The following is a 20,049-nucleotide window of genomic DNA, read 5'->3' as shown; positions in this document are numbered from 1 at the left end:
CGGCAGCCGCTACACTGCAGCCCTGCCATGCAAAGCTCCCCCACCCAACTGGCCGCGCACTTGCAGCGCGGCCTCAAAGCCCTCTACACCGTGCACGGCGACGAAGCGCTGCTGGTGCAGGAGGCGGCCGACGCCATCCGCGCCGCCGCGCGGGCGCAGGGTTTTGTGGAACGCAGCGTGTGCACGGTCAGCGGCGCGCACTTCGACTGGAGCGCGGTGCTGGCCGCTGGCCGCAGCCAGAGCCTATTTGCCGAGCGCCAGCTGCTGGAGCTGCGCATCCCTTCGGGCAAACCCGGCAAGGAGGGCGCGGCGGTGCTGCAGCAACTGGCCGCCGCCGCCCCCCATCACCCCGATCTGCTCACCCTGGTGCTGCTGCCTAGGCTAGACGCCACCACCCTCAAAAGCCCCTGGTTTGCCGCGCTCGAGCAACACGGCCTGACGCTGCGCATCGACGCCGTCGAGCGCGCCCAGCTGCCGGCTTGGATCGCGCAACGGCTGCGCCTGCAAGGGCAACACGTGCCCAGCGGCGAGGCCGGCCAGCTGTGCCTGGGTTTTCTGGCCGACCGGGTCGAGGGCAATCTGCTGGCGGCGCACCAGGAACTGCAAAAACTCGCGCTGCTCTACCCGGCAGGCGAGCTCGGTTTTGAGCAGATCGAGCGCGCCGTGCTCGACGTGGCGCGCCACGACCCCTTCAAGCTCGCCGAGGCGGTGCTCGACGCCCAACCGCTGCGCGTGCAGCGCCTGCTCGACGGCCTGCAAGCCGACGGCAGCGCCGCCGTGCTGGTGCATTGGGCGCTGGCCGAAGACATCCGGGCGCTGTGGCGCGTGAAAAACGAACTCGCGCAGGGCAAGCCGCTGCCGCTGGCGCTGCGCGAACAGCGCGTCTGGGGCGGGCGCGAAAAGCGCTTCGAGCGCCTGCTGCCCCGGCTCGGGCTGGCGCAGCTCGAACGCTGGCTGCTGGATGCGCACACCGTCGACGGCATCGTCAAGGGCCTGCGCCACCCCGACTGGCCCGCCCACCCCTGGCAAGCGCTGGAGCGGCTGGCGCAGCAGGTGGCGCAAGGGTGCGCGCTGGCGCGCTGAGCATTGGGGGCGCGGCACACGGCTGGGTACACCCGAGTCCGCACCGCATCAGTGCGCCAGCTTGGCGTTGCGGCGTTGCAGCTGGCGGTAATCGCTGGGCGACAAACCGGTGTGTTCGCGGAACACCCGGCTAAAGTGTGCGCTCTGGTTGAAGCCCCATGTCAAAGCAATCGAGGTGATGGTGCGCGCATTCAGATCCGGATTGCCCAGGTCGCGCATGCAGGCCTGCAAGCGTCGGCGCAAAATGTACAAGGCCAAGGTGCCCTCCTCCTCGCTGAAGGCATTGTGCAAATGCCGCTTGCTGCAATTGAGCGCCACCGCGATGCGCTCGATGCTCAGCTCTGGGTCGTGCAGATGCAGGCTGATGTAGTGCCGAATCCGATCCCTGAAGGCTTCCATCTGCGTGGTACCGGTGGAGCGGCCCGCCAGCTCCAGCAAGGACAGCCGCACCAGCTCGACGATTGCCTCGCCGGCCCCGCGAGCCGCCTGCGCCCCCATGACCGGCAACTCCTGCCAGGTGCTGCGCATGGCCTCCAGCGCCACCCGGGAAATGCCCTTTGAGCCGCCTACGTGGCGCGCCATCAGCGGCTCGAGCTTGAGGCCGCGCTCCAGCAAATTGGCCTTGGGCAGCATCACGATCAGGTGCTCGACCTGCTCCGGATTGGCGACTTCGTAGCTGCCCGTGGTGTCGTAAATGGCCCAACCACCCGGGCGCACCCAAGCCTGGCGACCATGCTGCTCGACGGCGGCACTGCCTTGCCACGGTGCCACGATCTTGAGGTAACTGTTTTCAGCCGTGCGCGCCAGCTTGCTGCTGCGCATCACCCGGTGCCGGTTGGCCTCCAACTTGGTCAGCACCACCTCGCCGGCCCGGCTTGACAGCACCCGACCGTCGAAGCCTGAGTCGCCGTACAAATCCGAATCCAAACCGCCGAAGTGGCCCGAAATCCAGTCTGCCCACGCCAACGAGCGCTCCTTGACCGGGTACAAATCGGTGCTCATCGACTGGGAAGGGGTCATCATTCGCTCCGGGTTTGCTGTGCGCCAAATTATCGGGCCGGCCCCTTGCTTCAGCCAGCTTTTTTGGGCTAGGGTAATCCCGCTCCTTGCTGCACGCATCGTCAAAACGCCGTGCACCGTGGTGCAAGCGCGCGCGGCAGCAAACTTCTACGATGCCCCCATTGCGCACCCGCATCCGCTTCCGCACCAGGAGACCAGCATGAATCACCCCACCCGCCGCACCGTCGTCCAAGGCAGCGCCGCCGCCTTGGGCACCTTGGCCTTTGCGCCGCCCCTGCTGGCCCAGGGGGCCCCGGTGCGCATCGGCTACTCCATGTCGCGCACCGGTCCGTGGACGGTGGGCGCCCAGACCAGCCAGGAGCCAAACTACATTCTGTGGGCCGAGCAGCAAAATGCCGCCGGTGGCCTCAACGTGCAGGGTGTGCGCCGCCGGATCGAGCTGATCGGCGTCGATGACCGCAGCGACATGGAAACCGTGATCCGCACCTACGAGCGGCTGATGGGCAGCGAGCGCGTCGATCTGGTGCTGCCGCCTTGGGGCAGCAGCGCCAACTTTGCCGTTGCCCCACTGGCCAACCGCCACGGCTACCCTTTCCTGGCCCCGACCGCACTCTCTAGGCGCTTGGTCGAGCTGCGCCTGCCCTTTTTCTTTCTGTTGCTGCAACAGCCCGCTGCCATGGTGGGTGCGCTGGTCGACATGTTGCGCGCCAACGGCGTGCGCAGCCTAACCTGCATCTACGTCGATGACCTGTTCGGGCTGGAGAACTTTGCCGCCTTGCGCGTGGCCTTGCAGGGCAGCGGCATCGAGATGGTGGACCACCGCAGCTACCCGCTGGGCGTGCGCGATCTGGCGCCGGTGCTGCGCACGATGAAAGGCCGCAACCCGGACGCCTTTGTCGGTTTCACCTACCCGCCGGATACCGTGCTGGCCAGCCGCCAGTCGCGCGAGATCGCCTTCAACCCGCGCTTTTTCTATGCCTCGGTCGGGACTGCGTTTCCGATGTTTCGCGAAGTCATGACCCCGACCGGCGCCGAAGGCGTGATGGGCATGGGCTCGTGGAACCGCCGCAGCAGCCCCGGGGCGCAGGCCTATTTTGAGGCCCATGTGGCGCGCCACAACCGCGAGCCCGACCGCTGGGCCAGCGGGCACACCTGGGCGGCGCTGGAGATTCTGAGCGCTGCCGTGGCCCGGGTCGGGCTGGATCGGCGGGCCATCCGCGATTTTGTGGCCGGCAACACGCACCGCACCATCGTCGGCGACATCCGCTTCAGTGGCAGCGAAAACGTCGGCACGCCGGGCACGGTGGGGCAGTGGCAACGCGGCGAGTTCGAGGTCGTCTGGCCGCGCGCAGTGGCCACCGCGGCGCTCAACCCGAACAAGCCCGCCTGGTAATTCCACGCCAGCCCTTTACGGCGCGGTCGCCCACCCACGGCCCGCGCCGCACACAGACCTGCACACAGACCTGCACCCACGCACCCACGCACTTTCATGTCCCTTTCTACATGGATCGAGCTGATCGTCTCCGGACTCATCACCGGCGGCATCTATGCGCTCATCGCCCTGGGGCTCAACCTCCAGTACGGGCTGATGCGCATCCTCAACATCGCCCATGGCGAGTTTTTGCTGGTCGGCGCCTTCCTGACCTGGATGGTGCACACCAGCTTTGGCCTGTCGCCGCTGCTGATGTTGCCCGTGACCTTCGGCCTGCTGCTGCTGCTGGGCTGGGTGCTGCACAGGCTGTGCTTCAGGCCGCTGACGCAGACGTCGCCCAATCTGGACGTGTTCGAGGCGCGTGGCCTGATGGTCGCCTTCGGGCTGATGTTCCTAGTCAAGAGCTTCGTCACCTACGTCTGGGGTGGCGACATCCGCGGCTACGACTACCTGTCGCAACCGGTGCACCTAGGGTTTGGCCAGTTTGCCGCCAACAAGCTGCTGATCTTCGCGCTGGCGCTGCTGTTTTGCGCCGCCCTGATCGTGCTGCTGCGCCTGACGCTGCTGGGCAAAGGCGTGCGCGCGCTGATGCAGTCGCCGATGGGCGCGCAACTGGTGGGCATCGACACCAAGCGCTTGCACCCGCTGATGTTTGGCATCGGCCTGGGGCTCTCGGGCGTGGCCGGGGTGCTGCTCTCGATGGCTTACACCATCAGCCCGGACATGGGCCAAGCCTACACCATCACGGCCTTGATCGTCATCGCGCTGGGCGGCTTTGGCAGCATGGGCGGGGCCTTGGTCGGCGGTTTGTTGCTCGGGGTGATCGAGGCCATCGCCATGCATTTCACCAGCCCATCGCTCAAGGCGCTGCTGTCGTATCTGGTTTTCATTGGCGTGCTGGTGTTGCGCCCTGAAGGTTTGTTCACTCGCAAGGGGCGCAAGGCATGAATTCCCGTCAAACGCTGCTGCGCGATGTGCTGATCTTGTTCGCTTTCGCCGGCTGGGCCGTGGCCCTGCCTGGCTTTGCCAGCGATTTCGTGCTCTCGATGGCCCTGACCTGCCTGATGTACGTGGCGCTGTCAACCAGTTGGGCGCTGTTCTGTGGCACCACTCGCTACCTGTCGCTGGCCACGGCGGCCTTCTTCGGCGTCGGTGCCTACACCAGCGCGCTGCTGGTCGAGACCTGGCCCTGGTGGCAGGTGGTGGCGCTGGGAGCGCTGGTCGCGGCGCTGCTGGCGGTGTTCATGGGCGCGCTGGTGCTGCACCTGCGCGGCACCTACTTCGCCATCCTGACCTTTGGCATGACCGAACTCATCCGGCATACCGTCACCTTCTACGAAAGCACGGTCACCGGCACCGTCGGGCGCATGATTCTGGTGGCACCCGACAGCAAGACGGTCTACTACACGGTGCTGCTGCTGGCGGTGGCGGCGGTGGCGACCTCGATCGTGGTGCGCCGCACCCGCTTTGGCCTGGCCATGCAGGGCATCGGCTCCGACGAGCAACGGGCCCAGACCCTGGGCGTGGACACCCGGCTGGTCAAGATCGGTGGCTTTGCCCTGACCGCCGCCTTTGCCGGGGCCGTCGGGGCGGCGATGGCGGTGCGCTGGACCTACATCGACCCGACCACCGTGTTCAACCCCTTCATCGGCTTTCAAACCGTGCTGATCGCGCTCATAGGCGGCGCCATGACGCTGTGGGGGCCGCTGCTGGCAGCGATCCTGTTCAGCATCTTGGCGGAAACCCTGCGCCTGCAGGCGCCCGAGCTGTACATGATGTCGCTGGGCTTGCTGCTGATCCTGTTCGTGCTCTACCTCCCCGGCGGGCTGGCTTCGGTGCGCTGGTTCATGCTGCATGCGGCCTGGAGCGCCCTGCGCGAAGGCTGGCGCGTGCGCCGCTACAGGTGGAGCGGGCAGCAAGCGCGCGACGAAGCGCGCGCGCGCCAACGCGCCCGGGAGCGTCGTCATGTCTGAGCTGCACCCACAAAACCAGCTCCCGCCCTTGCTGGAGGCGAGCGAGATCACGGTGCGTTTTGGCGGCCTGACCGCTGTCGATGGGGTCGATGCGGTGTTTCGCGCCGGCGAACTGGTCGGCATCATCGGCCCCAACGGCGCCGGCAAGACGACCTTTTTCAACGCCATCTCGGGCGTGCTGCGCCCCACCAGCGGCAAGCTGCTGGTGGACGGACACGACCTGATCGGCCGCAACCCGCACCGCTACGCCGCGCACGGCATCGCCCGCACCTTCCAGACCCCGCGCGTGTTTGCCGACATGGCGGTGCGCGACAACGTCGAGTTCGGCTTGAAGTTCGCCGGTCGCCGACCCCGGCCATGGGTCTTCTGGGGCCCTGAGACGCGCGTGCCGTGGGCCTTGCGTACGCCTGAGAGCATCCTGGAGCTGATCGGCTTGGCGCAACTGGGCAACCTGCCCGCAGCAGCCATCACGCCTTCGCAGCAGCGCCTGCTCGAGATCGGCATGGCGCTGGCGACGCGGCCGCGGCTGCTGTTGCTCGACGAGGTTGCCGCCGGGCTGACCGAGGCCGAGCTCGAGAACATGGCGCAACTGATCCGGCGCATCCGCGACGAGCTCGATCTGAGCGTGATCTGGATCGAACACGCCGTCACCACCTTGCTGCGCCACGTCGAGCGCGTGATCGTGCTGCACCAGGGGCGCAAAATCGCCGACGCCAGCCCGGCCGAGGTGGTGCGCAACCCAGACGTGATCGAAGCCTACCTCGGTGACGAGATGGAGAGCACCGCATGATGTGGTACCGCAACACCCCCTTCACCTTGGGCGCGCAAGAGGCCGCCCGGCTGTGGGTCGATGATCTGAGTGCGGGTTATGGCAATTTTCTGGTGCTGCGCAAGCTCTGTTTAGAAGTCAAGCCCGGCCTGACCGTGATCTTGGGGCCCAACGGAGCGGGCAAGTCCACATTGCTCAAAGCCCTCAACGGCCTGATCGGGCGCAGCGGCCATGTCTGGCTCGATGACGCGGAGCTGCCCAGCCAGACGCACGAAATCGTCCGTGCCGGGGTGGCCCTGGTGCCAGAAGGTCGGCAGTTGTTTCCGCAGTTGACGGTGCGCGAGAACCTAGAGCTTGGCGGCTGGCTGGTGCCCAAGGGTGAGCGCGCACGCCGCCTAGAACAGGTCTTGATCGACTTTCCCAAGCTCAAGGAGCGCGCCAGCCAACTGGCCGGCACCATGAGCGGCGGCGAGCAGCAGATGGTGGCGGTGGCGCGCGCGCTGATGAGTGCGCCGCGCTTGCTGATGCTCGACGAGCCTTCGCTTGGCTTGGCGCCGCGCATGGTCGATGAGTTGCTGCTTATCGCGCGGCGCATCGCCGACGCCGGCACGACGGTGCTGATGGTCGAGCAGAACGTGAAAAAGGCGCTGGCCGTGGCCGACCGCGGCTACGTGATGGAGCGCGGCACCCTGGTCGCCAGCGGCGCCGCCAGGCTGCTGGCGCGATCGAACGTGATCCGCGAGGCCTACCTCGGTGCCGCCGCCTGCGCCACCCCACAGCCCGCAACGGCCGCCAAGGCCGCCCGATCGTCGCTGGCCAGCGCACGATCAGCCTAGCCGCACCGCTTTTTTTATCGCTGTCTAATCTGGAGCCCCCCTATGTCTGATTTGTCCATGCTGATCAACGGCCTGAAAGTGAGCGCCGAGCGCGGCGCGACCTTCGAGCGCCGCAACCCGCTCGACGGCACCGTGGCCACCCGGGCCCCAGCGGCCTCACCCGCCGACGCCGTGCTGGCCGTGGAGGCCGCCGCCGAAGCCTTCAGGAGCTGGAGCCAGACCGGGCCCAACGAGCGCCGCTCGCTGCTGCTCAAGGCCGCCGACGCCCTGCAAGCCAGAACCCCGGCCTTCATCGAGGCCATGGCGGCCGAGACCGGGGCCACCGGCCCGTGGGGCGGCTTCAACGTCATGTTGGCCGCCGGCATGATCCGCGAAGCCGCCGCGCTGACCACCCAGGTCGCCGGCGAGGTCATCCCCTCGGACGTACCCGGCAGCTTGGCCATGGGTATGCGCCAGCCAGCCGGTGTGGTGCTGGGCATTGCGCCCTGGAACGCGCCCGTCATCCTCGGGGTGCGCGCCATCGCCACCCCGCTGGCTTGCGGCAACACGGTGGTGCTCAAAGGCAGCGAAAACTGCCCACGCACCCATGCCCTGATCGCCGAAGCCTTCCAAGAGGCCGGCTTTGCCCCCGGCGTCGTCAACTACCTCACCAACGCCCCCGCCGATGCCGCGGCGGTGGTCGATGCCATGATCGCGCATCCGGCGGTGCGCCGCGTCAACTTCACCGGCAGCACCCGAGTCGGCAAGATCATCGCCATCACCTGCGCGCGCCACCTCAAGCCGGTGGTGCTCGAACTCGGCGGCAAGGCGCCCCTGATCGTGCTCGATGACGCCGATATTGAGGACGCCGTCAACGCCGCCGCCTTTGGCTGCTTTGCCAACAGCGGCCAGATCTGCATGAGCACCGAGCGCCTGATCGTCGATCAGAAGGTGGCCGACGAATTCGTGCGCCGCTTTGCCGACAAGGCCAAGGCGCTGCCGCTGGGCGACCCGCGCAAGCCCGAGCCGGTGGTGCTGGGTTCGGTGATCGGCATGCACACCGTGCACCACTGCAACGAGCTGATCGACGACGCGCTGGCCAAAGGCGCCCGGCTGCTCTGCGGCGGCAAGGCCGACAGCACCCTGATGCCAGCCACCTTGCTCGACCACGTGACACCGGCCATGCGCATTTACCACGAGGAGACCTTCGGCCCGGTCAAGTGCATCGTGCGCGTCAAAGACACCCAGCAGGCCGTGGCCTGCGCCAACGACAACGAATACGGCTTGTCGGCCGCCGTCTTTGGCGCCGACCTGGCGCGCGCCTTCAATGTGGCGCGCCAGATCGACACCGGCATCTGCCACGTCAACGGCCCCACGGTGCACGACGAAGCCCAGATGCCCTTTGGCGGCGTCAAGGGCTCGGGCATGGGGCGCTTCGGCGGGCGCGCCGGCATCGCCGAGTTCACCGATTTGCGCTGGATCACGGTGCAAACGCAACCGCGGCACTACCCGTTCTGACCAGCGCCCGCTAGGCCCTCATTCAACACGCGCTGCCTTCGCTTTTTCTTTCACCCATCACACCGGCTTTGACCGCTAGGAGACAAACATGACCCAACCCCCCCGCCTTTCCCGCCGCCACGTGCTCGCCATGGGCGCCGGCCTCGCCTTGAGCGCGCCGCTGCTGCCCGCGCTGGCGCAGTCCTTCCCGACCCGGCCGCTGCGCCTGGTCGTCAACTTCGCACCGGGCAGCACGCCCGACATCGTGGCGCGTGCGGTGGGGCAGCAAATTTCACAATCGCTGGGGCAGCCGGTGGTGGTCGAGAACCGCTCTGGCGGCGGCGGCATGATTGGCCTCAACGCCGTGCACACGTCTGCGCCCGACGGCTACACGCTGGGGCTGATTGCCGGCAGCACCATGGTCATCGGGCCGCACCTGCTGCGCAAGACCTACGACCCGCTGCGCGAGATGGTGCCGGTGGCGGCGGCGGCGCGCTTCGAGCTGTTCTTGGTCACGCGCGCCGGCCTGCCCTTCGACGACTACGCCGGCTTGATCCGCCACATGCGCGCCAACCCGGGCCGGCTGAATTTTGGCTCACCCGGCAATGGCAGCTCGCCGCACATCGCCGCCGAGATGCTGCAGGCAGCCACCCAGACCCAAGCGGTGCACATCCCGTACCGCGGCTCGGCCGACGTCATGCAGGCCTTGCTGGCCGGCACGGTCGATTGGGCGTTTGATCCGGGCGTGTCGTTCCAGCACGTGCGCGCCGGTCGCCTGCGCATGTTGGCCGTCACCGGGGAGCGGCGGGTCGAGCAGTTTGCCAACGTCGCCACGCTGCGCGAACTGGGCTTGGCCGATTTCGACGTGGGCACCTCGCATGGCTTTTGGGCTCCGCCCGGCACACCAGCGCCCATCGTCGAGCGCCTCAACCGCGAGATCAACAGCGCCCTAGCCGTGCAGAGCGTGATCGACCCGATCCGCGGCTTTGGCGCCCAACCCACGCCCTTGACGCCGGCCCAGCTTCTGGCGCTGTCGCGCACCGACAGCGAGCGTTACGGCCGGGTGGTGCGCGAGCGCAACATCACGGCGGACTAAAGCGGCGCGTGCACGCAGCGGCTGGCAAGCAGCGATGATGCGCGCTTGAGAGGGCGCCCCCTCAGTCGCCCACGCCGGGCGCCAGCGTGTCCACCCAGAGCGCGAACTCGATGTCGCGCAGGCTCAAGCCCCCCACTTCGTGGGTGGTGAAGGCGATGTCAACCCGGTTGTACACATTGGCCCACTCGGGGTGGTGGTTGCGCTGCTCGGCCGCCAACGCGACCCGGCTCATGAAGCCGAAAGCGGCGTTGAAATCGCTGAACACCAAACACCGCTCCAGCGCGTGGCGCTGCGGGTTGAAGCGCCACAGCGGCAGGCGTTCGATCTGGGCTTGCAGGGCCGCCCCTTCGAGTTTTTTCATGGTCTGCTCTGCTCCTGTGTCTGGGCGTTACCGGGTGGGCAGGGCTGCGGGGCCTACGGGGGCCGTGCAATCGACGGACCCGAACACCTGCGCCCACAGCGCCCGCACCGCCGCGCTGTGCTCGGCCACCAGCTCTGGGGCGATCTGTGTGCTGGCTTCGTCCAGCCGCGCCCGGTGCTGGCGCTGGCGCAGGGCGCGGTAGGCGCGCGCGGCCGCCTGCCCCATGCCAGCGGGCAGCAGCTCGGCTTGTTCGGCGGCGTGCAGCAAGGCGATGTTGCCGCTGTTGGCGCACAGCGCCGGGTGCGCGGCGGCGTGCGCCAGCACCAGGTGCTGCACCGCAAACTCGACATCGACCATGCCGCCGGGGCTGTGCTTGATGTCGAACAACCCCGCACGCACCGGATGCGCTTGGCGCAAGCGCTCGCGCATGGCGCAGATTTCGGCCGCCAGTGCGGCGCTCGAGCGCGGCGCCGTCAGCACCGCCAGACGCACATCCTCGAAGCGCTGCACCAAGTCGGGCGGCCCGAGCACGCAGCGCGCGCGCGTGATCGCTTGGTGCTCCCAAGTCCAGGCAGTGTTGCTGCCTCGGTTTTGCTGGTAGTGCGCAAAGGCGTCGAAGCTGGTCACCAGCAGACCCGAGTTGCCGTTGGGGCGCAGCGCGGTGTCGATCTCGTACAGATCGCCCTCGCCGGTCTTGACGGTGAGCCAGTTGATGAGCTTGCGCACCAAGGTGGCATAGACCTCGCTGGAGCGCTCGTCTGGGTCGTCGTAAACGAACACGATGTCGAGGTCGCTGCCGTAGCCCAGCTCTTTGCCGCCGAGCTTGCCGTAGCCGATGATGGCGCAGCGCGGCTCGTCGCGGTGGCGCTGCTTGAGGCGCTGCCAGCACCAGCGGCCGCTCACGCGCAGCACGGCGTCGGCCAGGGCGCTCAGGTCGTCGGCCACCTGCTCGACCGTGAGCACGCCTTCGACGTCACGCGCCAGCGTGCGAAAAACCTCGGCGTGGTGCGCGCGACGCAGCAGGTCGAGCAGCGCCTCTTCGTCGTCGTCGCCGCCGGCGGCCAGCGCCTGGCGGCGCGCCTCGAGGTCGGCCTCGAACTGCGGCGCCTCGAAGCGCTCTTGGTACAGCTGCTGCCCGGCCAAGTCGTCGATCACACCGGGATGGCGCAACAGGTAGCGCGCCGGCCACTGGGCGGCACCGAGCATGCGCAGCAGCCGCTCGTGCACCGCCGGGCGCTCTTGCAGCAACGCCAGGTAGCTCTCGCGGCGCAGCAGCGGCTCGATCCAGTCGCACAAGCGCAGCGCCGCGCCCTCGCTCACCCGCCCTTCATTGAGCCAGGCACCGGTGCGCTGCAACAGCCGCAGCAGGCGCTGGCGCGCGCTCTCGCGCAAACCCTGCACGCGCGGCGACTCGGCCCACTGCGCCACCCGCAGCCCCAACCCCGGCGGCAGTTGCGCCAGCACAGTGAGCCAATCGTGGCTGGGCGCTGCCGGTGCGTGGCCGTTGCAGCCTTTGCCGTTGCAGGGCAGCGCACCGGCCCCGAGCAGGGTGTCGAACTCTTGCGCCACCAGTTCGCGCTGGGCGTCGAGCACACACAAAAAAGCGGCGGTGTCGGAAAAACCCAAGGTCTGGGCAATCCAGCTCAGGTCGTCGTCGCGCGTGGGCAGCAGATGGGTTTGCTGGTCGTCCAGGTACTGGATGCGGTGCTCCACCTTGCGCAGCAGCTCGTAGGCCTGCGCCAGCGCGGCCGCCTTGGGCTCGGGCATCAGGCCGGCGCGCACCAGCCGCTTCAGCGCCTCCAGCGTGGCGCGGGTGCGCAGCTCGGGGAACTGGCCGGCACGCACCACCTGCAGCAGCTGCACCGTGAACTCGATCTCGCGGATGCCGCCGCGCGAGAGCTTGACGTCGTTCAAGCGGCCCGGGTTGCCCGCCGCCCGTTTGGCCGCGTGCTCCCGAATCTGCTGGTGCAGGCTGCGCAGCGCATCGAACACGCTGTAGTCGAGGTAGCGCCTGAACACAAAGGGCTGCACCAGGGCGCGCAGCGCCTGCGGGTGGTCGGTGTCCAGCACTTGCTGCGGCGCCACGACGCGGCTTTTGAGCCAGGCAAAGCGCTCCCATTCGCGCCCCTGCACCAAAAAATACTCCTCGAGCGCGTCGAGCGAGAGCGCGGGCGGGCCCGAGTTGCCGTTGGGCCGCAACGCCAGATCGACCCGAAACACCTGGCCGTGCTCGGTGTTGTCGCCTATCAGGCTGTAAATGCGCTTGACCGCCTTGGCAAAATACTCGTGGTTGCTGATGCGCCCGCGCCCGAGCGCGTTGCCGCGCGTTTCGCCGTCTTGGTCGTAGACGTAGATCAGGTCGATGTCACTCGACACGTTGAGCTCGCGCGCCCCCAGCTTGCCCATGCCCACGATCCACAACTCGGCCCGGCGCCACCCGGCCGCAGCCTTTGCATTTGCGGCGGTTGCAGAGGTTGCGGCAAGCGCTTCATCCGGGCACGTGGGCGCGCCATGGACCTCGTCGAGCTCGCTCAAAGCCACCTGCAAAGCGGTGTCGAGCGCGAGTTCGGCCAGATCGGTCATGGCCCCGGTGACCAGTGCCAGCGGGGCCTCGTGCTCCACGTCCAACACCGCGAGCCGCTCGAGCACCAAATGGCGCAGCACGCGCAGGGCCGCAGGCGTGTCCAAGCCCCCCGCTTGCAGCGCCGCCAGCGTCTGGCGCATGGCAGCGGCCGTGGGCGGCCCCGGCGGCAACAGCGCCAGCTCGGCGTGGTAGCGGCGCCGGATGCGTTGCACGAAGCGCGAGTGGGCCGCGGCTTCGAGAGCTTTTGATACAACTTGGTCCGGGCCGCCAGGGCCCAAAGTGGCGCTAACCATCATAATTTGGTGTGCTCGATAAACCCCGCCCCCCCCATCCACCGCGCTGGCTGCACTGGCAGGCCCGGCTGCTGCGTGCGCTGTTGTGGCTGCTGGTGGCGGCGTGGCTGCTGCTGGGGCTCAGTTGGGTGGCGTTGCATCAGCTCATTGTGCCAAGAGTTGACCAATGGCGTCCGGCGCTGGAGCGCATGGCCAGCGAGGCGCTGGGGGTGAAGGTCGAGATCGGGGCCCTGACGGCCAACTCCAGCGGCCCGGTGCCCAGCCTGCAACTGCGCGACGTGGTGCTGCGCGACGCCGCCGGCGCCGAAGCGCTGCGCCTGCCCAGCGTGCGCGCCGCGTTGTCGCTGCCCTCGTTGTGGCGGCTGGGCTTTGATCAGATCGTGGTCGAAGGCGCGGTGCTGGAGTTGCGCCGCAGCACCGATGGGCGCTGGCTGCTGGGCGGCATCGATCTGGGCCACCTCGAACGCACCGGCGACGAAAGCCCGCTGGCCGACTGGTTGCTGGGGCAAACCGAGCTGGCCCTGTTGCAAGGCACATTGCGCTGGCACGACCAGACCCGCCCCACGCTGCCCGTGGCCGAGTTCACGGGCATCGACCTGGTGCTGCGCAACCCCGGGCGCCAGCACCAGTTCCGGCTCGACGCCACCCCGCCCGCGCACTGGGGCCAGCGCCTGAGCGTGCGCGGCGATTTCACCCGCGCGTTCTGGCAACTGCGCCCGAGCCAGTGGCGCTATTGGCGCGGCACCCTTTATGCCGATCTGCCGTGGGTCGATTGGGCGCACATGGGGCGCTACATCGATGCACCCAACTGGCTGGGTTTGCAGGTGCAACAGGGGCAGGGAGCGGCGCGCTTGTGGCTCGATTGGCAGCGCGGCGCGCTGCGCCAGGCCAGCGCCGACCTCGGTTTGCAACGGGTGCAGCTGCAGTGGCCCGAGGTGGCGCAGCCATTCGAGTTGCAAAACCTGCAAACCCGGCTCGAGTTGCAGCACGAGGGGCTGCAAACCACTTTGAGCACCCACGGGCTGGGCTTTCGCACCGCCGACGGGCTGGTGTGGCCGGGCGGCAACGTGCGCCACCTGCACACCCGCAGCAGCGACACGGCACCGGCCGGTTTTGCGCTCCAGGCCGAGCGGCTCGATGCGCAGGTGCTGAGCCAACTGGCGCTGCAACTGCCCCTGCCCGCGCTCGCGCACCAGTGGTTGCGCGACACCGCCCCCAGCGGCTTGGTGGAGCAGATACAGATGCAATGGAGCGCCGCCCAAGCTGCGGGCGCAGGCCAAACCGCAGGCGCCGACCAGACCGGGGCCGCAGCCAGCTGGAGCGCCAGCGGCCGCCTGCGCAACGTCGGGCTGCGCGCTGGGGCTGCTCCGCCGGTGTACCGCCATGCGAAGGGCTGGGACGTGCACACGCCCGGGCGCCCCGGCATCGGCGGCGCCGACCTCGACTTCAACCTCACCTCGAGCGGCGGGCAGGCCGAGCTGCGGCTCGACAACGGGCACCTCGATCTGCCCGGCGTCTTTGCCCAACCCAGGGTGACGCTGCAGCGGCTGCAAGCCGGCCTGAGCTGGCGCGTGGTAGGCGATCAGATCACCGTCGAAGTGCCGCGCCTGCTGCTGCGCAACCCCGACCTCGAAGCCGAGCTGCAGCTGAACTGGCGCAGCGCCGACCCGGCCCTGAGCCCGGCGCGCGCGCGTTTTCCGGGGGTGATCGAGCTCGATGGCCGCATCCTGCGCGCCGACGCGGCGCAGGTGGTGCGCTACCTGCCGCTCAACGTGGGACCGGAGACCAAAGCCTGGCTGCGCAGCGCCATCGTCGCCGGGCGCATCGAGCAAGCGCTGGTGCGGGTGCGCGGCGATCTGAGGAACTTTCCCTATCAGCAGCCGGGCAGCGGCGTGTTCACGCTCGAGGCACCGTTGCATGACGTGCAACTCGACTACGCCCCGGCGCACCTGCTGCCGGCGGGCAGCCCGCCTTGGCCCACCCTGCAGGTGCCACAGGCGCGCCTGCTGATCGAGGGCACGCGCTTGCGCCTGGAACAAGCCAGCGCCCAAGTGCGCCTTTGGCCGCAGTTGCGCATCGTGCAGGCCCAAGCTGAAATCCCCGACTTCATGGCCACCGAGCCGCAACTGCGCGTAAACGGCCAATTGCGCGGCCCGGCCACCGACGCCTTGGCTTTGGTGCGCAGCTCGCCGCTGCGCCAAATGACCGAGGCCGCGCTCGACCAGGCCCAGGCCAGCGGCGCGCTCGAGCTGGGGCTGCAACTCGAGATGCCGCTCAACGACACCAACGCCACCCGCGTGCGCGGGCAGTTGCGTTTTGCGGGCAACGAGCTGCGCATCGGCCCCGAAAGCCCGACCCTGCAGGCGCTGCACGGGGTGCTGAACTTCAGCGAAAGCGGCTTCGACATCCCCGCCGCCAGCGCCCAGATGCTGGGCGGGCCGCTGCGTTTCTCGGGGCGCATGGCCACCGAGCAGGGCCAGTCGGTGCTGCGCTTGCGCGGCACCGGCCAAGCCACGGCGCTGGGCCTGTCCCAAGCCGAGCCGTGGCCTTGGCTGGCCCCGCTGGGGCGTGCCGGCAGCGGCAGCGCCACCTACCAGGCCGAACTGCGCATCGGCCCCGAGGGCACCTCGGTGCAGGTGGACTCCAACCTGCAGGGCCTGGCGCTGCAGCTGCCCGCGCCGCTGAGCAAAAGCGCCGAGGCGGCGCTGCCGCTGCGGCTGCGCATCGAGCCGCTGGCCGGTGCCCCTAGAGGGGCCACACGCGACGAATTGCAGCTCGAACTGGGCAGCAGCCCCACCCCTTGGCTCAGCCTGCACTACCAACGCGAGCACCGTGGCGCGGCCACCCGCGTGCTGCGCGGCAGCGTGGCCGTGCGCAGCGCGCGCCCGGCGCTGCCCGCCTTGGGCGTGCTGGCCGCGCTCGATCTGGGCGATTTCGACGCCGACGCTTGGGCACGCCTCTACGCTGCCCCCCAAGTGACGCCTGCGCCCACAACAGCCGCCGCTCCGGCACCAGCCGCCAGCGCGCTCAGCCTGCAAGACAGCCGCCCCTACTGGCCCACGCAGTGGCGGCTGCAAGCTGCGCGAATCACCCACTCCGGCCGCAGCTGGCACGACCTGAGCTTGAGCGGCAGCTTGGAGCGCGACACCTGGCGCGCAACGGTGGTGGCGCGCGAACTGGCCGGGCAACTCAGCTACCGAGCTGGCGGCCCCCAAGCGGCCGGCTTGGTGCACGCGCGCCTGAGCCGCCTCGACTGGCCGCGCGCCGGCGTCGAGCAGCCAGCCGAGCAGGTGCTGCAACAACCCAACGCCATGCCGGCCATCGACTTGGTGATCGAGCGCCTGCGCCTAGACGGGCGCGAACTCGGACGGCTGGAGGTGCAGGCCGCGAGCCGCGTCGCCACCCAAGGGCCGCAGGCGGGCGTATCGGAATGGCGCCTGAATGCGCTGACGCTCAACACGCCCGAAGCCACCCTCAAAGCCAGCGGCAACTGGGTCGCGCACGGGCTCGATGCCACCGCCCGGCGCACCGCCTTGCGCCTTGAACTCGACATCCGCGACGCCGGTGCCTTGCTCACGCGCATGGGCCAGCCGCAGACCATCCGCGGCGGCCAAGGCCGCATCGAGGGCCATTTGGGTTGGCTGGGTTCGCCCTTGAACTTCGACACCCCCAGCCTGAGCGGCGAGCTGCAGCTCGACGTCGGGCGCGGCCAGTTTCTGCGCGCCGAACCCGGGGTAGCCAAGCTGATCGGGGTGCTCAGCCTGCAGGCGCTGCCGCGGCGGCTGATGCTGGATTTTCGCGACGTGTTCAGCGAAGGCTTTGCGTTCGACTTCATCCGCGGCAACGTCTCCATCGCCCAAGGCGTGGCGCGCAGCAACAACCTGCAGATGAAGGGCATCAACGCCGCCGTGCTGCTGGAGGGCAGCGCCGACACCGTGCGCGAAACCCAGGACCTGCGCGTGGTGGTGGTACCCGAGCTCAACGCCGACACCGTCTCGCTGGTGGCCACCCTCATCAACCCGATCACCGGCTTGGGCGCTTTTTTGGCCCAATTTCTGCTGCGCCAGCCTCTGCAGCAAGCCGCCACGCGCGAGTTTCACATCACCGGCCCTTGGGCCGACCCCGTGGTCACGCCGGTGCAGCGCCAGCCCGCCGCCCGCCCCGACCCCAACGCACCCACCGGAGCGCAATAAAAAATGAAAATCGCCACCTTGCAAATGGTCTCGGGCAGCCAGCTCCAAGCCAACCTCGACCAAGCCCAAGCCTTGCTGCAACAAGCCAGCCAGGCCGGCGCCGAACTGGCCGTGCTGCCCGAGTACTTTTGCCTCATGGGCCAGCGCGAGACCGACAAGCTGGCGCTGGCCGAGGCCCACGGCAGCGGCCCGATCCAGGAATTTTTGGCCGCTGCGGCGCGCCAATACGGGCTCTGGGTCGTCGGTGGCACGCTGCCGCTGCAAAGCCCGGCGCCCGATCGCGTGGCCAACGCCTGTTTGGTTTACGGCCCCAGCGGCCAGCCGGTGGCGCGCTACGACAAGATCCACCTCTTTTGCTACGACAACGGGCGCGAGCGCTACGACGAAGCGGCGGTGCTGGTGGCCGGCAACACGCCCGTGGCCTTTGAGCTCAACGACCGCAGCGGCCAGCGCTGGCGCGTGGGCCTGAGCGTGTGCTACGACCTGCGCTTCCCCGAGCTCTACCGGCAGCTGCAGGCCGATTTGCTGCTGGTGCCCGCCGCCTTCACCCACGGCACCGGGCAGGCGCACTGGGAGCTGTTGCTGCGCGCGCGCGCGATCGAAAACCTGGCTTACGTGGCCGCCAGCGCCCAAGGCGGGCAGCACGACAACGGCCGCCAGACTTGGGGCCAAAGCATGGTCATCGACCCCTGGGGCAACGTGCTGGCGCAGCGCGCCAGCGGGCCCGGCGTGGTACTGGCTGATCTTGATTGGGCCCGGCTGCAACAGGTGCGCCAGCAGCTGCCGGCGCTGCAGCACCGGCGCTTTCACACCCCGCCGTGCCAGCCCTGAACCCGGCCCTTAACTCGGCCCTAAACCCTGCCTTGGTGCTGCGCCGGCTGTTGTGGCTGCTGGCCGGCCTGCTGCTGGCGGCCCTGTTTGCGCTGCTGGTATTTTTGCTGCGCGAATACCAGCACGGTCAGATTCAAGAGGCGCTGGAGCGCGAGGCCGCACGCATGAGCTTGGATGTGCGCAGCGGGCTGGCACGCAGCGTGCAAGACCTGCACGCCCTGCAAAGCGTGGCCCCCAGCCCAGCCTTCTGGCCCAGCGCCGCGGCCGATCTGCTGAGCTCGCAGCGCAAACTGGTGCACCTCGAGTGGCGCGACCCAACCCACAGCGTTTTGGTGGAGCGGCTGTCGCCCTTTTGGCCGACGCTGCACGCGATGCGCCCGCGCCACGACGCCCTCATCGACGTGCGCCAGACCTGCGCGCTGGCGCGCCGCCTCGATGAAGCGGCTTATTCGAGCAGCTACTTCTGGCCACTGCCACAGGGCCGGGGCGTCGAGCTGATGGAGCTCTGCCTGCCCCTAAAGCGCAACGGTCGCCCCGACGGCTACCTGGTGGCCACTTACGCCATGGCGGGGCTGCTGGCCGAGCTCATCCCCACCGAGGCCCAGCGCGGGCGGCGCCTGTCGTGGACCGAAGCCGATGGCACCCGCTTGGTCATGGTCGGTGAGCTGGCCGAGCCGGGGCCAGCCCTGCACCGCGCCAGCCAACTGGTGGCGCTGCCGGGCGCCACGTGGGTGCTGCTGGTCGAACAAAGCGGTGGCACCGAACACCCCGCCGTTGCCGCGCTGCCGCTGGCGGTGGGGGCGCTGGCGCTGGGGTTGCTCACCCTGTTGGCGCTGCTGCTGCGCGACCTGCGCCGGCGCCAGCGCGCCGAAAGCCAATTGGCCGAGGCGCTGGCCTTTAGGCAGGCCATGGAAGATTCGCTCCTGACCGGTCTGCGCGCGCTCGACCTGAACGGTCGCCTGACCTACGTCAACCCGGCTTTTTGCCAGATGGTGGGGCGCAGCGCCGAGCAGCTCTTGGGCACCAGCATTCCGGCCCCCTACTGGCCGACCGAACAGATCGAGGAATACCGCCAGCGCCTGCAAGCGCGGCTGGCGGGCAAAAGCTCGCCACGCGAGGGCTTCGAGTCGGTGTTCATGCGCGCCGACGGCAGCCGCCTGCCGGTGCGCGTGATCGAAGCGCCGCTGGTGGACGCCCAAGGCCGCCAGACCGGCTGGATGAGCGCGATCCTGGACTTGAGCGAACAGCGGCGCAACGAAGAGCTGCTGCGCGCCTCGCAAGAGCGCTTGCAGGCCACGGCGCGGCTGGCCATGGCCGGCGAGATGGCCTCGCTCATCAGCCACGAGCTCAACCAACCCTTGGCCGCCATCGCCAGCTACGCCAGCGGCTCTTTGAACCTGCTGCCCGAGCCGAACAAGCCTGAGGTCAAGCCCGAGGCCAAACCCGAAACCGGCCCCGGAACCGTTCCCGAGCCAAACCCCGAGGCCGAGGCCGAGCCCGAGCCCACCCGCCTCGTGCGCAGCGCCTTGCAGCGCATCAGCGAGCAAGCCGAGCGCGCCGGCAAAGTCATCAAAAGCGTGGCCGACTTGGTGCGCCAGCGCGACCGCGAGCGCGTGGCGGTGTCACCGGCCGACCTGTTTCAAGGCATCTGGCCGCTGTTGCAGCTGCAGGCACGGCAGCAGCACATCGAGCTCGCGCTCGACATCGAACCCGGCTGCCCAGCGGTCTGGTGCCAGCGCACCATGATCGAACAGGTGCTGCTCAACCTGGCGCGCAACGGCATGCAAGCCATGCCAGCGGGCAACCCGCCGGCCAGCTCGGGGCTGCGCCGCCTGCGCCTGAGCGCCGGCCGGGGCCTGCATGGCCGCGGCGAGGGCGTCGAGTTTGCCGTCGCCGACCACGGACTGGGCATCAGCCAGGAGCAGGCCGAGCAGTTGTACACGCCCTTTTTCACCACCAAGCCCGAGGGCATGGGCTTGGGGCTGAGCCTGTGCCGAACCGTGATCGAACAGCACAGCGGCGCGCTGCAATACAGCGCCCAGCAGCCACGGGGCACGGTGTTTCGCTTCACCCTGCCCACGGCACCCGCTTGAGCAGCCAAA

14 protein-coding genes are annotated in these 20,049 nt (G+C 68.8%); 11 read left to right on the top strand and 3 right to left on the bottom strand.

What is annotated here, in order from left to right:
- Nucleotides 1-27 precede the first annotated feature (27 nt).
- Complete coding sequence (holA, locus tag SMCB_RS11385) at nt 28-1,083, top strand: DNA polymerase III subunit delta (protein WP_045537115.1); 1,056 nt, start codon at nt 28-30, stop codon at nt 1,081-1,083.
- A gap of 48 nt (nt 1,084-1,131) precedes the next feature.
- Here holA and SMCB_RS11380 read toward each other — a convergent pair whose 3' ends face one another.
- Complete coding sequence (locus SMCB_RS11380) at nt 1,132-2,103, bottom strand: AraC-like ligand-binding domain-containing protein (protein ID WP_045538124.1); 972 nt, start codon at nt 2,101-2,103, stop codon at nt 1,132-1,134.
- 199 nt (nt 2,104-2,302) lie between these two features.
- On the opposite strand from SMCB_RS11380, the gene SMCB_RS11375 reads away from it, so the two are divergent.
- The 7 genes from SMCB_RS11375 to SMCB_RS11345 all read left to right on the top strand — a co-directional run bounded on the left by SMCB_RS11375 (nt 2,303) and on the right by SMCB_RS11345 (nt 9,685).
- The gene (locus tag SMCB_RS11375) at nt 2,303-3,496 is read left to right on the top strand and encodes an amino acid ABC transporter substrate-binding protein (RefSeq protein ID WP_045538123.1); all 1,194 of its coding nucleotides are present in this window, start codon (nt 2,303-2,305) and stop codon (nt 3,494-3,496) included.
- Between the two features lie 96 nt (nt 3,497-3,592).
- Nucleotides 3,593-4,483, top strand: coding sequence for a branched-chain amino acid ABC transporter permease (locus tag SMCB_RS11370; protein WP_045537113.1), 891 nt, complete (start codon nt 3,593-3,595; stop codon nt 4,481-4,483).
- Complete coding sequence (locus SMCB_RS11365) at nt 4,480-5,508, top strand: branched-chain amino acid ABC transporter permease (protein WP_045537110.1); 1,029 nt, start codon at nt 4,480-4,482, stop codon at nt 5,506-5,508. Before SMCB_RS11370 ends, SMCB_RS11365 begins: the two co-directional genes overlap by 4 nt.
- Nucleotides 5,501-6,298 carry an ABC transporter ATP-binding protein gene (locus SMCB_RS11360; RefSeq protein ID WP_045537108.1) on the top strand — a complete coding sequence of 266 codons (798 nt, stop codon included), beginning with the start codon at nt 5,501-5,503 and terminating at the stop codon, nt 6,296-6,298. Before SMCB_RS11365 ends, SMCB_RS11360 begins: the two co-directional genes overlap by 8 nt.
- Nucleotides 6,295-7,113 (top strand): ABC transporter ATP-binding protein, encoded by an 819-nt coding sequence (locus SMCB_RS11355; RefSeq protein ID WP_045537106.1) that lies wholly within the window; start codon nt 6,295-6,297, stop codon nt 7,111-7,113. The genes SMCB_RS11360 and SMCB_RS11355 overlap by 4 nt, the downstream gene beginning before the upstream one ends.
- A 42-nt stretch (nt 7,114-7,155) precedes the next feature.
- Nucleotides 7,156-8,610, top strand: a complete 1,455-nt coding sequence (locus tag SMCB_RS11350) for an aldehyde dehydrogenase (RefSeq protein ID WP_045537104.1) — start codon at nt 7,156-7,158, stop codon at nt 8,608-8,610.
- Between the two features lie 88 nt (nt 8,611-8,698).
- Nucleotides 8,699-9,685 carry a Bug family tripartite tricarboxylate transporter substrate binding protein gene (locus SMCB_RS11345; protein ID WP_045537102.1) on the top strand — a complete coding sequence of 329 codons (987 nt, stop codon included), beginning with the start codon at nt 8,699-8,701 and terminating at the stop codon, nt 9,683-9,685.
- A gap of 61 nt (nt 9,686-9,746) precedes the next feature.
- Here the strand turns inward: SMCB_RS11345 and SMCB_RS11340 are convergent, their stop codons facing one another.
- Together SMCB_RS11340 and glnE are read right to left on the bottom strand one after the other, a co-directional pair.
- Nucleotides 9,747-10,046 carry a 4a-hydroxytetrahydrobiopterin dehydratase gene (locus SMCB_RS11340; RefSeq protein WP_045537100.1) on the bottom strand — a complete coding sequence of 100 codons (300 nt, stop codon included), beginning with the start codon at nt 10,044-10,046 and terminating at the stop codon, nt 9,747-9,749.
- Nucleotides 10,047-10,073: 27 nt separating this feature from the next.
- Entirely contained in the window at nt 10,074-12,926 is a 2,853-nt protein-coding gene (glnE, locus tag SMCB_RS11335) for a bifunctional [glutamate--ammonia ligase]-adenylyl-L-tyrosine phosphorylase/[glutamate--ammonia-ligase] adenylyltransferase (protein ID WP_082027378.1), read from the bottom strand.
- An 8-nt stretch (nt 12,927-12,934) separates the two neighbouring features.
- Between glnE and SMCB_RS11330 the strand changes: the two genes are divergently transcribed.
- Genes SMCB_RS11330 through SMCB_RS11320 form a run of 3 tightly spaced genes read left to right on the top strand, consistent with a single transcriptional unit; the run spans nt 12,935 to nt 20,040 of the window.
- A complete protein-coding gene (locus tag SMCB_RS11330) occupies nt 12,935-17,116 on the top strand; it encodes a YhdP family protein (RefSeq protein ID WP_052468520.1) in 4,182 nt (1,393 codons plus the stop codon).
- Nucleotides 17,117-17,119: 3 nt separating this feature from the next.
- A complete protein-coding gene (locus tag SMCB_RS11325) occupies nt 17,120-17,947 on the top strand; it encodes a carbon-nitrogen hydrolase family protein (RefSeq protein WP_045537098.1) in 828 nt (275 codons plus the stop codon).
- Complete coding sequence (locus SMCB_RS11320) at nt 17,935-20,040, top strand: two-component system sensor histidine kinase NtrB (protein WP_231851211.1); 2,106 nt, start codon at nt 17,935-17,937, stop codon at nt 20,038-20,040. The genes SMCB_RS11325 and SMCB_RS11320 overlap by 13 nt, the downstream gene beginning before the upstream one ends.
- Nucleotides 20,041-20,049 lie beyond the last annotated feature (9 nt).

The sequence above is a fragment of the Serpentinimonas maccroryi genome (assembly GCF_000828915.1).
Lineage (GTDB): Bacteria > Pseudomonadota > Gammaproteobacteria > Burkholderiales > Burkholderiaceae_C > Serpentinimonas > Serpentinimonas maccroryi.
The sequence above is the reverse complement of the archived record's forward strand: the minus strand, read 5'-3'. Positions and strand labels throughout refer to the sequence as shown.